We start from the raw sequence: 14480 nt of genomic DNA, 5'->3' as shown, positions 1-14480 counted from the left end.
GAGTTAACATGTTAACGCGGGAGGAGGACACGAATTGGCAAGATGCTGCCAAGAATTGCCACCAATCACAACGGTTCGCTGACTATTCGAGGCGGAACGCCCCTGCGGGACCGGTTGGATACTCTGGAGCAATGAGTTCGTCACAGCCGTCCACGGCGAGCGTCACCTGGAGCCTGTCGGAAGCGTCTCGGCGGAGTCGAACGTAACCGTTCCGGGAGCCCCGTGGAGCCTGGTCGACCGACTCGCAACTGGCCGTAAACCACGTTAGCGGTATCAGTTCGGTGCCGTTTATCGTTAGTTCGACGGTATACTCCGTCTCCCGTGCGCCGACATCCTCGAACTCGATACCGCGTTCAGCTGGGAGTTCGTACCGACCCGCGACGACGGCGTTTCCGTTCCCATCGAGAACACGAACGGTCGCGATTTCTGTCGTGGGGGTGTAGTTCACGAGAGAGAGGTCGTGGACGCGCTCCGGCGTTTGTGAGGGTCTTGGGGTGGCTGTCTCAGAGTTGATCGTCGTTTGTGGGGGTGCTGGAGAGTCTGTCTCGGAGTCGATGGTCGATATCTCCGTACACCCGGAGAGAGATAGAGAAAGCGCCGAAAATGAGAGAAATCGTCGGCGATTCATACCATAGCGTCGAAACGAGTCTGTAAGTGCTTTGTGAGGGTGCTTTGAACTGGCATTGTGTGGCCAAATTGCGGGAGCAAATGGTTCTTGGCGGTCTGTATGACGCGATTCTGTGACAGTGCATCATCCTTCGGTATGATCCGTCACAGGGCACTCTTGAAGTCGATTTTTCAGGCACAATATTGCATAAATCGGGTGATCGGTAGTCCCGTGAATGTACCAACCAGAAGACAGATACACACAGGCGAATATCTCTCGGAGTGTGAATATCCGTCCGCTTCTTGCGGTCGTTCTCATCGTCATTGCCGGCGTCGTAGCGTCAGTGTTCTTGTTCCCCACTCTCTCGTACCTGGGTGGTCCGCCCGACGTAACGACAGCTGACACGCCAACGATCGATCCATCTGTCCCGGCCCCGTACCAGGGAACGAAAGCCGAACCCACGACCGTCATCCAGATCGACGGGGCCGGGGAGGGGGTGCCGGTTCAGATCTGGAATGATAGCCCGACGAACCGAACTGTCACCCTCGAAGTGATGCATAACGGGAGTCGCTCATCACTCGTAACCCACACAGAAACACTTCCGCCGAACGGGACACTTCGGCTGGAATTTCGGTCCCCAGGCTTCCTCCTCGAAGTGACTGACGAATCGACACAGACGACCGGAACGTACGCAGTAACGGCCGATCAATTCGACTGTAATTCCCGGTTTGCAGAGATCCGTATCGGTGGTGACGGAAACATCGATTCGCAGACCGTTGCGACAAGCATGGGCTGTTAATGATTGACACTCTGGCCGGGACGCGACCAGGCTGTCAGCCAGGCCAAACTCAGGAGTCGATGTCGTCGAGCGCCTCGACGACGCGCTCGATGAGCTTTCGCTCCCCGCGCCGGAGGTTCTTCGAGACGGCCGGCTTCGACACGCCGAAGGAGTCCGCGAGCGAGCCGAGCGTGGCGTCCCGCGGCGACTCGAAGTAGCCCTCCGAGACCGCCCGTTCGAGCGTCTCCCGCTCGGTGTCCGAGAGGTCGCGACAGCCGTCGACGAGCGTCATCGCCGCGCCGGCGTTCTGCACGAGGTCTTGCACCTGCGGGAGCGTGGTCGCCGTCCGCTCGACCACGTCGTACTCGTTGTCCCGGTCCAGTTCCGAGAGCGTCGTATCGGCGTCGCGGCCGCGGTCGAAGCCCACGTGCCAGATCTCGCTGCCGCCCTCGATGTGGAACGGGCCGGTGATGTACCCGCCGTTGTCCCGGATGGTGTGCATCGCCGCCGTCTCCTCGATGGTCGTCTTGATGTGGGCCGCTTCGCCCTCGCGGCGCAACAGCGAGCAGTCGTGCATATTCTCGTGGGCGCGCAGCGCGTCGAGCCCGGTGTCGAGCACGTCAGCGTCGTCCGCCTCGACGACCATCCGGGTGTCGAGTTCGCGTGCGCGCTCGTCGAAGTCCCAGTGGACGGCCGCGAAGGCCACCGAATGGTCTGCCGTCGTGTCGATGAACGGGCAGTCGTACTGCTCCATGTCGAGGGCGATGTCGATCATTGGCGAGCCACGGTTGACGTGTCAGTTCGTGTGTCACGGTAATGAAGTCCACGATTGTTGATACCACGCACGCTGTCCGATTCGTTCACGAATTTCCATCGGCTATACCCCGATTCAATAGTGTTTTAGGGCTCCGTTCGGGAAGGATTGGTATGACTTTGCACGCCAGAGAGATTAACCAGGACGTACGGGAGCTTGGTGCCCTCCTCGGAGAGGTCCTGGAAGCACAGTCGTCGACGAAAGCGTTCGAAGAGGTCGAGACGATTCGGACCTCAAGCATCGACTACCGCCGCGGGGACGCGGAGACGCGAGAGGCTGTCCACGAGGCGCTGGATCGACTGAACCCGGAGACACAGGACATCGTCGCCCGCGCGTTCACGACGTACTTCGAACTCATCAACCTCGCCGAGGAGCGCGAGCGCGTCCGCGAGATTCGCGAGGGGAGTCAGGAGGGCGTGCTCGCCGACAGCGTCGAGGAGGCCGTCCGCGACCTCGCCGACCGCGGCGTCGACGCCGACGACGTCGAGGACGTCCTCGAAGACGTGCTGATCGAGCCGACGTTCACGGCCCACCCGACCGAGGCCCGCCGGAAGACGGTGAAGGCGAAGCTCCGGTCGGTCGCCCGCGACATCGAGCAGTTGGACGAGGTCCGCCTGACCGACCGCGAGGAGGAACGCATCGAGCGCGACCTCGCCGCAGAGGTCACGAGCCTCTGGCAGACCCCGCAGGTCCGTGACCGCCGCCCCGAGGTCACCGACGAGGCGCTGAACGTCCAGTGGTACCTGGAGAACGTCCTCTTCGACGTCATCGACGAGGTGTACGACGAGCTCGAACGGACCCTCGAAGACGTCTACGACGAGGACGTCGACGTCGACACGCTCTACGAGTTCCGGTCGTGGGCCGGTTCCGACCGCGACGGCAACCCCTTCGTGACGACGGACGTGACCGAGGAGACGCTGGAGCGCCAGCGCGAGACCGTCCTCCCGCTGTACCGCAACAAGCTCAAGGAGCTCTCCGGCGTGCTCAGCCAGGACGCCGCGAACATCTCGACCGATGCGGCGTTCGACGAGCGGCTCAACCGCCACAAGACGAAGCTCCCCGGCGTCGCCAGCGAGGCCGAGGAGCGCTACCCCGACGAGCCCTACCGCCAGAAGCTCCGCTTGATGCGCGAGTCCATCGTCCGCGTCGGCGACGTGCGCCAGGGCGGCTACGAGGACGACGAGGAACTGCTCGCCGACCTGCGCGTCATCGCCGATAGCCTCCGGCAGAACGACGCCGAGGTGCTCGCCGAGGCCCACGTCGACCCGCTGATCCGCAAGGTCGAGACGTTCGGCTTCAGCCTCGCGAGCCTCGACCTGCGGGACCACCGCAAGATGCACACCGACGCCATCGCCGAGGCCGTCGACCGACAGGGCATCGACTACGCCGGAATGGACGAGGACGAGCGCGTCGAGTTCCTCACGGAGGCCATCCTGCAGGACAACACGGTTATCGACATGGAAGACACGGAGGGCCTCTCCGACGACGCGACGCGCGTCCTCGAGCGCTTCCGCGCGACCGCCGACTGGCAGAACGAGTTCGGCATGGACGCCATCGACACCTACGCCATTAGCTGGTGTGAGGAGCCCAGCCACGCGCTGGAAGTGCTGTTCCTCGCCGACCAGGTGGACATCGTCGACCTGCCCGGCTACTGCGGGTTCGACATCGTCCCGCTGCTGGAGTCCGAGTACGCCCTCTCCGGCGCGCGCCGCATCATGGGCACGCTGTTCGAGAACGAGGCCTACTCCCAGGCGCTCGACGCCCGCAACAACGTTCAGGAGATCATGCTGGGCTACTCCGACTCGAACAAGGAGAACGGCTTCCTCGCCGCGAACTGGTCGCTGTACAACAACCAGAAGCGCCTGGCCGACATCACGAACGACTACGACGTGGACATGCGCCTGTTCCACGGCCGCGGCGGCTCCATCTCCCGCGGTGGCGGCCCGATGAACGACGCCATGCTCGCGCTCCCGAACGAGACGGTCACCGGCCAGATCAAGTTCACCGAGCAGGGCGAGGCCATCGCCGAGAAGTACGCCAACCCCGACATCGCCGAGCGCAACCTCGAACAGATGCTCAACGCCCAGATCCGGGCGCGCCAGAACGCCATCGAGGAGCCGGTCGAGGAGATTCCCGACGAGTGGAGCGAGGCGATGGAGACGGCCGCCGACGCCGCCCGCGAGGAGTACCAGGACCTCCTGGAAACGGACGGCTTCGTCGAGTTCTTCGAACAGGCGACGCCGATCACCGTCATCGAGAACCTCAACATGGGCTCGCGGCCGGCCTCCCGCAGCGAGGACCGCAACGTCGACGACCTCCGGGCCATCCCGTGGGTGTTCTCCTGGACGCAGGCCCGCTGTATCATCCCCGGCTGGTACTCCATCGCCACCGGGCTGGACGCCTATCTCGACAACGGCGGCGACATGGAGACGCTTCAGGAGATGTACGAGAACTGGCCGTTCTTCCGGACGAAACTCGACAACGCGTCGCTCGCACTGGCCCGCACCGACCTCGAAATCGCCCGCGAGTACGCCGACCTCGCCGACCCGGACCTCCGGGAGCGCATCTACCCGCGGATCGTCTCCGAGTACGAGGAGACGGTCGAGAAAGTCCTCGAGATCACCGGCCAGGACGGCCTGCTCTCTCGGGACTGGCTGGAGGAGAACCTCGAGCGCCGGAACCCATACGTCGACCCGCTGAATCTCCTGCAGGTCCGCCTGCTCAAGCAGTCCCACCGCACCGAGACCGAGCGGCGGACCCTGCGGCTGACGGTGCAGGGAATCGCCGCCGGGATGAAGAACACCGGATAATTGCCGCCGAGTGTGACGCCGTTGCATTGAAGTAGGAACCATCGAAGGTTTTACTGTTCGTCCCGCGGAGATGCCGGTATGGCGTTAGAAACCGTTCTTCTGGCAGTTGGCCCGAACGACGCGGACCGTATCGACGAACTCGCAGACGCCGTGACAGACATCGCCGGCCCGGCCGGGGCCGAGGTCGTCGTCGCACACGTCTTCACCGACGACGAGTACGGCAACGTCGTCGAGCGACTGGAGTTCGAGTCCACCGGCGAGGCCGACCCCGACGAGGTCGCCGACCGACACACGACCGTCCGAGAACTCCTCAAACGGTTCCACGACGTGGACCTCGAAACGTCCGTACGCGGTGCGGTCGGGAATCACGGACAGCAGATCGTCGACCTCGCGAAGGCGAACGACGCGGACCTCGTCGTCGTCGGCGGCCGCAAGCGCTCGCCGACCGGCAAGGCGGTCTTCGGCTCCACGGCACAGGAAGTCATGCTGAACGCGCCGTGCCCGGTGACCTTCGTCCGCGGCGAATAGGACGGCGACCGTTTTCTGCCGAACCGAGTCGGCGACGAAACAGTCCGGGAGAGCGGCGCTACTCGACCAGCGCCGCTTCCAGCAGTTCCAGCGGGTGTCTGATCTCGTAGCCGCTGCCGTGTTCCATCTGCATCGCGCAGGTCGGACACTCGGTCATGCCCGTCTCGCCGTCGGCGTCTTCCATGTGGTCGAACATCTCCGCACCGATCTGCATGGACTTCTCGTACTTCTCTTCCTTCCAGCCGTAGGTCCCCGAGATGCCCGAACAGGAGTCGCCCACGTCCTCGACGGCGACGCCGTCCAGGTCGCGGAACAGTTCGACGGCCTGGCGGTCCAGCCCCTGGTTGCGCGAGTGACACGGGGCGTGGTAGGCGAACTCCTCGGCGAGGTCGCCGTCGACCTCGGCCTCGCGGACCTCCTCGCGGAGGTCCTCGTGGATGCGCAGGTACTCGACTGCTTCGAAGGTGCTGGCGGCGACTTTCTCGATGCCGTCGATGTCGAATAGCTCGGGGTACTCCTGGCGGAGCGCCATCGAACAGGAAGTACAGGACGCGATGGCGTCGTAGCCCTGCTCGACGAGGTCCGACATCGAGGAGACGTTCACCTCGGCGTGGCGGCGGGCGTCGTCGAGCATCCCGTTTGCGAACATCGGCGTACCGGAGCACTTCTGCTCGGGCGCGACGACCTCGTAGCCAAAGTCCTCGTAGAGGCGGACCATCGCCTTGCCGACCTCGGTGGTGTTGTAGTTCGAGTAACAGCCGTGGAAGTACGCGACCTTCTTGTCGGCGTCGGTGGGGAGCCCACGGCGCTCGCGGGCCGCCTTAGCCTTCTCTCGCGAGGCCGCCTGTCCGCCGCGCTCGGCCCACCACTCGCGGAAGGTCTGCCGTGCGAACTCGGGGAAGTCGCGCTCGCTCGTGACGCCGAGGGTCTTCTCCATCAGCCAGCGAGCAGGGCCGAAGTTCATCGCGAAGTTCGCCAGCCGCGGGACCTTGCTCGCGAAGAACGCCGACGTGCGGTAGTTCGCCAGGATACGGTTGCGGACGTACTCGACAGAGAGTTTGTCCATCTGCTCGCTGACGTACTCCCCGCGGGCGGTGTTGTGCATCTGGCTGAGCGGGACGCCCGACGGGCAGGCGTTGTCACAGCGCATGCAGTTCGAGCAGTCCATCACCGAGTCGTCGACCGTGTGGTCGTCGTCGGTCTGTTTCAGCCGCCACTGCTCGGGGCCCTGGAACTTCGGGCCGGGGAAGTCGTCGTCGACCTCCGCGACCGGGCAGTTCGTGTCGCAGGTCGCGCACTTGTAGCAGGAGTCCGCGCCGGGGCGCAGGTCGAAGTCGTCGCTGTCGGGGAACACGTCGACCGGCTCGAAGTCCTCCCCCGTGTTCGGTGCAACCGGGTCGAAGTCTGTGTCTGGTGATTCGGCGTCGCTCATCGTGCCTCCTGTGCGGCGCGCTGGCCCGCCGCGTAGCCTGTCGCGATCGAGACGCCGCTGCCGGACTTCTCGGCGGCGAAGTCGTAGCCGCCGAGCACCGAGCCGGCGGCGCGCAGATTCTCGAACTCGGGGCGCTCGCTCGCGTCGAGCGGTCGCAGGTCGTCGTCGGTCGCGACCCCGTAGCGAGCGAACGCGTGGTCGCCGAACAGTTCGGTCTCGAACCAGTCGTAGCGATCATCGGCGTGGGGGACGTGACAGTCGAACACCGGTTCGAAGACGCCGTCGCGGTCGGACTCGACGCCTTTCCCGACGAAGCCGCCCGTCGCGAGGACGTACTGGTCGGCGCTGTTCGGGATGCGCGCGCCGTTCTTCTCGACGAAGACGCGCTCGACGCGGTCGTCACCGTCGAAGTCCACGACGGGGTTGCCGGTCTCGATGCTGACGCCCGCGTCGTCGAGCGCGTCGAACAGGGCGTCCTCCAGTCGCAGGCCGGGGAGCGAGGGCGGTCCCATCGGCACCTCGAACACGTCGACGCCCAGTTTCTCTCCCAGGGCGGCCCGTATCGCGCCGGGGTCGTCGTCGCCCAGTATCGCCGGGAAGCCCACGCGCTCCTCGCCTTCGAGCAGCGGATTCACCCGCTGGGCGAGGGCGTCGCGGGCCGGGACCTTCCGCCCGCGCACCGCGACCTCGCCGTTCGTGTCGAGCAGTTTCGCGTAGCGCGTCACCTTCGCGTCGGCGCGCAGGTCGCCGGGAAACCGGATCGTCTCGCCGCGCACGTCGAACGGGACCCCCGCCGCGTCGAGGTGGGCGGCGACGTGGGGCGCGTCGAAGTCCACCATCTCCTCGATGCCGACGAGGAGCGTGTCCCGGTCGTCGCTCGCGAGGCCGGCGCGAGCGCCGGCGGGATAGCGCGCGGTCGGCTTGACCGTGCCGCCGTGGGTCGGTAGCAGCGCGTTCGCGTCGGTGTGCCCGCCCTCGTAGGTCGGGACGGCCTCGTCGAACAGCGCGAGCGCCTCGCGGACTGTCTCGACGCCGACGGTCCGGTAGGGGTGACCCTCGGGAAGCGACGGGATGGCCGCGAACGGGTCGGTCAGCGGACCGTCGCCGTCGGCCGTGTACCCGAGCACGTCGACGAGGCCCGAGGCCTGTCGGAGCGTGCTCTGCTTGTAGGAGACCAGTCGCACGTCCGCCCCCTCGCGGGCCGCCGACAGCGCACCGGTGAGGCCGGCGAGGCCACCGCCGACGACGAGCACGTCAGACTCAATCGCCATTCGTCCCTCCGTCGGCGGCCACGTCCGCGTCCGCGACCCCCCCGGGCCGGTCGGTCCCGGTGTCGAACGCCGAGAAGTCGACGGGGTCGCCGTCGGCCGGGTCCCGGTCGCGGTTCTGCGTGGTGGCGTGCAGCGCGTAGTTCAGCGCGGCCTGCGAGAGCTGTTCGCCCCAGAGGGCGTGTCGCTGGCCCTTCCAGCGCTCCTGGAGCAGTTCGTCCCACGCCTCGCGGACGACGCGCTCGTCGTACTCCGCGTGGAGTTCGCTCGCCATCCGGTGCGAGCAGAAGCCGCCCTGGCAGTTCCCCATCGACGCGCGGGTCCTGATGCGGACGGCGTTGAGGTCCGACCCTGACCCTTCGATGGCGTCGCGAATCTCCGCGCGCGTGACGCCCTCGCACTCGCAGACGGTCGGATTGGGGCCGTCGGTTTGGAGCACCTCGTCGGCCCGGGAACCGAGTCGCTCGACGCTGCGCCGGCCGATGGGCGAGCGCAGACCGAACTCGTCCATGTAGTCCCGCAGGACCGAGAAGTCCTCGCTGCCGGGCAGCGGCACGTCGGCGGTGCGGCAATCCGCATCGATGCCGAACTTCCCGCAGACGTGGTCGGAGATCTGCTCGCCCATCATCCGGTAGGTGGTGAACTTCCCGCCGACGATGCTGGTCATGCCGGGCAGGTCGTCGCGCTCCTCGTGGTCCAGCAGGAAGAAGTCCCGCGTGATGTCCGTGGGGTCCGTGCTGCCCACGTCCGGCGGTTCGTACAGCGGGCGGACGCCCCAGAACGAGCGGATGGTGCGGGCCTCTTCGAGCATCGGGATGAGCTCCGACAGCGTGTCGATCATCATGTCGACCTCCCACTGCTCTTCGGGGTAGTCCTCGGGGTCCTCGACTTCCTCGTCGGTCGTGCCCAGAATGGCGGTCGTCTCGTGGGGCACGACGATGTCCGCGTCGCCCTTCGGCCGGCAGCGGTTGATGACGGTGTCGACCTGCCGGATGTTCATGATGGTCATGACGCCCTTCGAGGGCCGGACCTCGATGTCGACGCCAGCCATGTCGCCGATGCGCCCGGCCCACGCGCCCGTCGCGTTCACGACGTAGTCGGCGCGGATCTCCTCGGTTCCGCCCGCCGTGCCGTGGACGCGTTTGCCCGGGCCGGAGTCGTGCTCGACCTCGACGCCGACGACCTCGCCGCCTTCGACGAGGAGGTCGGTGACTTTCGAGTGGGTCTCGATGCGGGCCCCGTGTTCCTGCGCGCTCGCGGCGTTCGCGACGACTAGGCGGAACGGATCGACGGCCCCGTCGGGCACGGAGATGGCCTTGTCGATGTCTTTCGCCAGGTGGGGCTCCATCCGCCGCGCCTCCTCACCGGTGACGACCTCCGCGGGGATGTCACACTCCCGACACCCTTCCAGTTTCTCCTCGAAGTACTCCTCGGAGTCCTCGGGGCGCTTGACGAACAGGCCGCCGGTCATCTCGACGCAGTGACTGGCGATGTCCCGCAGGACGCGGTTCTCCTCGATGCACTCCGTCGCGCTGGCCTGGTCCGAGACGGCGTACCGGCCGCCGCTGTGGAGCAGGCCGTGCATCCGACCGGTGGTCCCGTGCGTGAGGTTCCCCTGTTCCAGGAGGGTCACGTCGAGCCCGCGCATCGCCAGGTCCCGGGCGATGCCTGCTCCGGTGGAACCGCCGCCGATGACGGCGATGTGTGGTGTCTGTCCCATCTATCTCTCCGGGAATTCGGAGGCCATCTACTTTACTTTACCGCAGACTGCCGTACGATAGTAAATTTTCTATTGAATCATGAATGATTGAAACGTGCCAGTAACTGACACGGTGGGGCAAACGACCCGGGAGGGACCGCGGTCGAGAGCCGATAACAAAACGTTTGACCACTATTCGGCGCGGAATGCTCCGAGATAGACACGTTCTGGCTGGAGTCGAGTCACTCTGCAGACAGCGAATTCGAATACTGGTAACCGGGCCACATCCGTAACGATTGGGTCTCCCGCGCTGGTGGCCAGTGACAGCGTGCAGATCACAGGCGGCGAAACACGGGGGCTTGCGTTCTGTGTGGGCCAAACACGGTTCGTTGGCGAGGAGGGTCGTCGAGGATCTTGCCCCGCCATCATCGAACCGGTCGGGACCACCATCACCAGCCGTCCCCGGACGGACACGGGTCCTCACATCGGTACCGACACCGGGACTGCACGTACCGCTGCTTTCCGCCGGGAGCGCCCCTCTCTCGATTCTTTATCGACTGGGCCCTGCCATCAGTAATCTTTATAATGATTCACTATGTTGTTTACTGGTAAGGTGGTAGCTTCCATAAATAAGCTACCTCCACAACGGAGACAACAACAATGGCAGACACATACGTTGGCGCAATCGACCAGGGGACGACCGGGACCCGCTTCATGGTGTTCGACCACAGCGGGCAGGTCGTCGCGAACGCGTACGAGAAACACGAACAGATCTACCCGGAACCGGGGTGGGTGGAGCACGACCCGGTCGAAATCTGGGAGAACACGCAAGAGGTCGTCACGCAGGGGCTGGCCGACGCGGGGCTGGGCGCGGAGCAGCTCGAAGCGCTGGGTATCACGAACCAGCGCGAGACGACGGTCGTCTGGGACAAGGAGACCGGGAAGCCGGTACACAACGCGCTGGTCTGGCAGGACCGCCGGACCACGGACCGCGTCGAGGAGATTCAGGAGGCAGACAAGGTGGAGTGGATCCGGGGCAAGACCGGACTGGAGTGTGACGCTTACTTCTCGGCGACGAAAACAGAGTGGATCCTCGACAACGCGGAGCCGCTCAAGATGCAGAGCGCGCGCGGGGACGACCTCCGCGACCGGGCCGAAGCGGGCGAACTCCTGATGGGGACCATCGACGCGTGGCTCATCTACAAGCTCACCGGCAACCACATCACGGACGTCTCGAACGCCTCGCGGACGATGCTGTACAACATCCACGACATGGAGTGGGACGACGAACTCCTCGAAGAGTTCGGTGTCCCCGAGTCCATGGTTCCCGAGGTCCGGCCGTCCTCCGACGAGAGCTTCTACGGCCACACGGACGCCGACGGCTTCCTCGGCGAGGAAGTCCCCGTCGCGGGCGCGCTCGGTGACCAGCAGGCCGCCATGTTCGGCCAGACCTGCTTCGACGAGGGCGACGCCAAGAACACCTACGGGACCGGCTCGTTCTACCTGATGAACACCGGGAACGAGGCCGTCGAGTCCGACCACGGCCTCCTCACCACCATCGGCTTCCAGATGTCCGGCGAACCGGTCCAGTACGCCCTGGAAGGCTCGATTTTCATCACCGGCGCGGCCATCGAGTGGCTCGAAGACGTGGACCTCATCAACAACGCCGCCCAGACCGCCGAACTCGCGCGCTCGGTCGACTCGACCGACGGCGTCTACATGGTCCCGGCCTTCACCGGCCTCGGCGCGCCTCACTGGGACGGCCGCGCACGCGGGACAATTGTAGGCATGACTCGCGGCACCCGCAAGGAGCACATCGTCCGTGCGACGCTGGAGTCCATCGCCTACCAGACCCGCGACGTGGCCGAGGCCATGGAGGCCGACTCCGGCGTCGAGACCACCTCGCTACGCGTCGACGGCGGCGCGGTCAAGAACAACTTCCTCTGTCAGCTCCAGTCGGACATCATCCAGACCGACATCGCCCGCCCGGAGGTCGACGAGACCACCGCGCTCGGATCGGCCTACGCCGCCGGCCTCGCCGTCGGTTACTGGGACACGGTCGACGAACTCCGGGACAACTGGCAGGTCGACGAGGAGTTCTCGCCGGAGATGGACTCGGGAGAGGCCGACAGAATGTACTCGCGCTGGGACGACGCCGTCGACCGCTCCCGGGACTGGGCCACGGAGGAGTAAGCGATGGTGGAGACCCTCATCCTTCAGCTTCCGATCATCGATATGGGCGTGCCGGACTTCCTGCTCCTGATCATCGCCGCCTTCGCCGGCGGCGCGTTCGGGGCGGCGCTGGGCGCGCTCCCGGCCTTCTGTTTCACCGGCTTCATGGTCATCGCCGGTCAGGCCGTGGCGATTCTCCGGGGCAACATCATCGGCGAACTCGGTGAACTCACCGCGACCGGCGTGACCGGAGCAGTCGCCTTCGGTCCGGTGTTCGGCCCGCACGTTTCGTTCGCCGGCGGCGCGGCGGCCGCGGCCTACGCGGCGAAACACGACGGGATGTACGAGCCCGACGAGGGCGACTACCACCCGGCGAAGGACATCGCCTACGCGCTCGGCACCCGGCCGGACATCCTCGCCGTCGGCGGCCTGTTCGGCATCTTCGGGATGCTCGTCCGCCAGGTTAGCGGCGGCCTCCAGCTCCCGTGGGACCCGATCGCGATGGGCGTCGTGCTCTCGGCGGTCGCCCACCGCATCGTCTTCGGCTACCCGCTCATCGGGTCTGGCGACCGCGGCCTGCTCGACATGTCGCCGTTCGAGAGCGGCGAGAAGCGCGTCGCCACGGACGGCGGCACGACGACCGACGGCGGAACCGCCAAGTCCTACCGGCTCGCGGTCGAGCCGTGGCTGCCCCACCAGTACAAGTGGGCTAACGTGGCGATGATCGGCATCGTCACCGGGCTGCTGGGCGGCTGGATCGCCATCCAGACCGGCAGCGCGTTCCTCGGCTTCGGCATCTCCGCGGCCAGCCTGACGTTCCTCAACCTCGGCGTCGAGAAGATTCCGGTCACTCACCACATGACCCTGCCCGCCAGCACGGCCGCGCTGGCCGTCTTCGGCGGGTCACCCGAGACGGGGACGATGGCGGCCGTCATCGCCCTCGTCGTCGCCGGACTGTTCGGGATGTACGGGGCGCTCGCGGGTGAAGTCATCCAGCGCGTCTTCTACGCGCACTCGGACACCCACTTCGACCCGCCGGCGGCGGCGATCGTCGTCGCGACGCTGACCATCGCCATCCTCGCCATCGCCGGCGTCTTCGGCGGCTCCGCGTGGGTTCCGACGCCGTGACTCTCGGAATCGGGAGCCTTTATTTATCACACCAACTGTTACGATACACATCTCATCTGAACGATGGACATCGAAGCGAGAATCAAGCGTCGTCAACGCCGGAACGGAGAGCCCCGACTCATCCGCGACTACGAGTCGCTCTCGCCGGTCGTTCACATCGAGGAGCCCGCCGACCGCGGCCCGGTCCTCGAACGGCTGCTGGATCACCTCGATCCCGTGTTCGACGGACAGCTCCCGCCCAACGCCTACGTGTACGGACCGAGCGGGTCCGGGAAGTCGGCGGTCGTCACGGCGCTGTTCGCCAACCTGGAGCGCCTCCCGACGGAACAGCAGGCCATCATCCACACGACGACCCGAGCCCAGCCGCCGACCTCGCCGTCGTTCGTCTACATCGACGCCCGCCGGACCGCGAGCGAGTTCGCCTTCTACCACGCCGTGCTGGACTCGCTCGTCGAAGACTCGGTCCCGGAGCACGGCATCGGCACGGAGACGCTTCGGACGCGGCTCCACGACCTCGTCAGGGAGCAGCGCACCGGCGTCGTCGTCGCGGTCGACCACGTCGGCGAATCGGAGAGCATCGACTCGCCGGAACTCGTCGACCGCTTCGCCGGCCTCCCGAGCAACGTCAGTTGGCTCGCCATCGGCCGTGACGCGCCCGAGGCGACCGAGCTAACGCGCTACACCGCGACCACGGTCCACATCGAACCCTACCAGCGACAGATGCTCGTCGACGTGCTGATGACCCGGACCTCGGACGGCCTCGCCCAGCAGGCCCTCGACCACGGCCTCGCTCGGCGGATCGCCGACTGGGCCGACGGAAACGCTCACGATGCTCTCGCAGCGCTCTTTATCGCCGCCGAACTGGCACAGCGCGCCGACCAGGACCGGATCACGAAGGCGAACGTCGACGACGCCATCGCGGAGGTGCCCGACCCCTGCGTCTCGCTGGGCGTGGTACTCGCGCTGCCGGCGAACCGACAGGCCGTCCTCCGGGAACTCGTCGACCTGAGCGAGGACGAGCGCTCCTCGGTGACAGCGACGACGGAGGCGATCAGCGCCGCCGAGTCGCTCGACCTTTCGCCAGGAACGGTCAAGCGGTTCCTCTACGAGCTGGCCGAGTCGGGCGTCGTCGACCGCGTGGCGGCGCGGGCGACGAACGGTCAGGGCCGACCGCCGAGTCGGCTGGAGCCGCGGTTCCCGCCGACGGCGTTCCGTCGGCTCTACGACCTCGGCCAGTAGGCGAA

General features: G+C 66.1%; 11 protein-coding genes. 6 read left to right on the top strand and 5 right to left on the bottom strand.

The features are described from left to right. Window positions 1–82: 82 nt before the first annotated feature. A complete protein-coding gene (locus tag ACOZ4I_RS07175) occupies window positions 83–628 on the bottom strand; it encodes a hypothetical protein (RefSeq protein ID WP_424004438.1) in 546 nt (181 codons plus the stop codon). Window positions 629–842: 214 nt separating this feature from the next. On the opposite strand from ACOZ4I_RS07175, the gene ACOZ4I_RS07170 reads away from it, so the two are divergent. Then, entirely contained in the window at window positions 843–1406 is a 564-nt protein-coding gene (locus ACOZ4I_RS07170; RefSeq protein WP_424004436.1) for a hypothetical protein, read from the top strand. A 49-nt stretch (window positions 1407–1455) separates the two neighbouring features. Here ACOZ4I_RS07170 and ACOZ4I_RS07165 read toward each other — a convergent pair whose 3' ends face one another. Further along, entirely contained in the window at window positions 1456–2160 is a 705-nt protein-coding gene (locus ACOZ4I_RS07165; RefSeq protein ID WP_424004434.1) for a helix-turn-helix domain-containing protein, read from the bottom strand. Window positions 2161–2312: 152 nt separating this feature from the next. Here ACOZ4I_RS07165 and ppc point away from each other — a divergent pair, with 152 nt between their 5' ends. Further along, window positions 2313–5009: a phosphoenolpyruvate carboxylase gene (gene ppc / locus ACOZ4I_RS07160; protein WP_424004432.1), complete on the top strand. Its 2697-nt coding sequence runs from the start codon at window positions 2313–2315 to the stop codon at window positions 5007–5009. Between the two features lie 78 nt (window positions 5010–5087). Then, complete coding sequence (locus ACOZ4I_RS07155; RefSeq protein WP_424004430.1) at window positions 5088–5537, top strand: universal stress protein; 450 nt, start codon at window positions 5088–5090, stop codon at window positions 5535–5537. Between the two features lie 58 nt (window positions 5538–5595). Here the strand turns inward: ACOZ4I_RS07155 and ACOZ4I_RS07150 are convergent, their stop codons facing one another. From ACOZ4I_RS07150 to glpA, 3 genes are read right to left on the bottom strand one after another with little or no spacing between them, the layout of a single operon-like run. Then, window positions 5596–6969: an anaerobic glycerol-3-phosphate dehydrogenase subunit C gene (locus ACOZ4I_RS07150; RefSeq protein WP_424004428.1), complete on the bottom strand. Its 1374-nt coding sequence runs from the start codon at window positions 6967–6969 to the stop codon at window positions 5596–5598. Then, window positions 6966–8240, bottom strand: a complete 1275-nt coding sequence (glpB, locus tag ACOZ4I_RS07145; RefSeq protein WP_424004426.1) for a glycerol-3-phosphate dehydrogenase subunit GlpB — start codon at window positions 8238–8240, stop codon at window positions 6966–6968. The genes ACOZ4I_RS07150 and glpB overlap by 4 nt, the downstream gene beginning before the upstream one ends. After that, the gene (gene glpA / locus ACOZ4I_RS07140; RefSeq protein ID WP_424004424.1) at window positions 8230–9957 is read right to left on the bottom strand and encodes an anaerobic glycerol-3-phosphate dehydrogenase subunit GlpA; all 1728 of its coding nucleotides are present in this window, start codon (window positions 9955–9957) and stop codon (window positions 8230–8232) included. The genes glpB and glpA overlap by 11 nt, the downstream gene beginning before the upstream one ends. Before the next feature lie 639 nt (window positions 9958–10596). On the opposite strand from glpA, the gene glpK reads away from it, so the two are divergent. The 3 genes from glpK (at window position 10597) to ACOZ4I_RS07125 (ending at window position 14475) form a co-directional block, all read left to right on the top strand. Then, the gene (gene glpK / locus ACOZ4I_RS07135) at window positions 10597–12129 is read left to right on the top strand and encodes a glycerol kinase GlpK (protein WP_424004422.1); all 1533 of its coding nucleotides are present in this window, start codon (window positions 10597–10599) and stop codon (window positions 12127–12129) included. A gap of 3 nt (window positions 12130–12132) precedes the next feature. Beyond that, window positions 12133–13236, top strand: a complete 1104-nt coding sequence (locus ACOZ4I_RS07130; RefSeq protein ID WP_424004420.1) for a hypothetical protein — start codon at window positions 12133–12135, stop codon at window positions 13234–13236. A gap of 63 nt (window positions 13237–13299) precedes the next feature. Further along, entirely contained in the window at window positions 13300–14475 is a 1176-nt protein-coding gene (locus ACOZ4I_RS07125; RefSeq protein ID WP_424004418.1) for a Cdc6/Cdc18 family protein, read from the top strand. The last annotated feature ends 5 nt before the right edge of the window (window positions 14476–14480 follow it).

Source organism: Haloarcula salina (assembly GCF_049603855.1).
GTDB classification, from domain to species: domain Archaea; phylum Halobacteriota; class Halobacteria; order Halobacteriales; family Haloarculaceae; genus Haloarcula; species Haloarcula salina_A.
The sequence above is the reverse complement of the archived record's forward strand: the minus strand, read 5'-3'. Positions and strand labels throughout refer to the sequence as shown.

What these genes read in the sequence shown, in the direction of transcription:
- ACOZ4I_RS07175 (WP_424004438.1), bottom strand. Translation starts at nt 628, where the DNA reads ATGAATCGCCGACGATTTCTCTCATTTTCGGCGCTTTCTCTATCTCTC.
- ACOZ4I_RS07170 (WP_424004436.1), top strand. Translation starts at nt 843, where the DNA reads ATGTACCAACCAGAAGACAGATACACACAGGCGAATATCTCTCGGAGT.
- ACOZ4I_RS07165 (WP_424004434.1), bottom strand. Translation starts at nt 2,160, where the DNA reads ATGATCGACATCGCCCTCGACATGGAGCAGTACGACTGCCCGTTCATC.
- ppc (WP_424004432.1), top strand. Translation starts at nt 2,313, where the DNA reads ATGACTTTGCACGCCAGAGAGATTAACCAGGACGTACGGGAGCTTGGT.
- ACOZ4I_RS07155 (WP_424004430.1), top strand. Translation starts at nt 5,088, where the DNA reads ATGGCGTTAGAAACCGTTCTTCTGGCAGTTGGCCCGAACGACGCGGAC.
- ACOZ4I_RS07150 (WP_424004428.1), bottom strand. Translation starts at nt 6,969, where the DNA reads ATGAGCGACGCCGAATCACCAGACACAGACTTCGACCCGGTTGCACCG.
- glpB (WP_424004426.1), bottom strand. Translation starts at nt 8,240, where the DNA reads ATGGCGATTGAGTCTGACGTGCTCGTCGTCGGCGGTGGCCTCGCCGGC.
- glpA (WP_424004424.1), bottom strand. Translation starts at nt 9,957, where the DNA reads ATGGGACAGACACCACACATCGCCGTCATCGGCGGCGGTTCCACCGGA.
- glpK (WP_424004422.1), top strand. Translation starts at nt 10,597, where the DNA reads ATGGCAGACACATACGTTGGCGCAATCGACCAGGGGACGACCGGGACC.
- ACOZ4I_RS07130 (WP_424004420.1), top strand. Translation starts at nt 12,133, where the DNA reads ATGGTGGAGACCCTCATCCTTCAGCTTCCGATCATCGATATGGGCGTG.
- ACOZ4I_RS07125 (WP_424004418.1), top strand. Translation starts at nt 13,300, where the DNA reads ATGGACATCGAAGCGAGAATCAAGCGTCGTCAACGCCGGAACGGAGAG.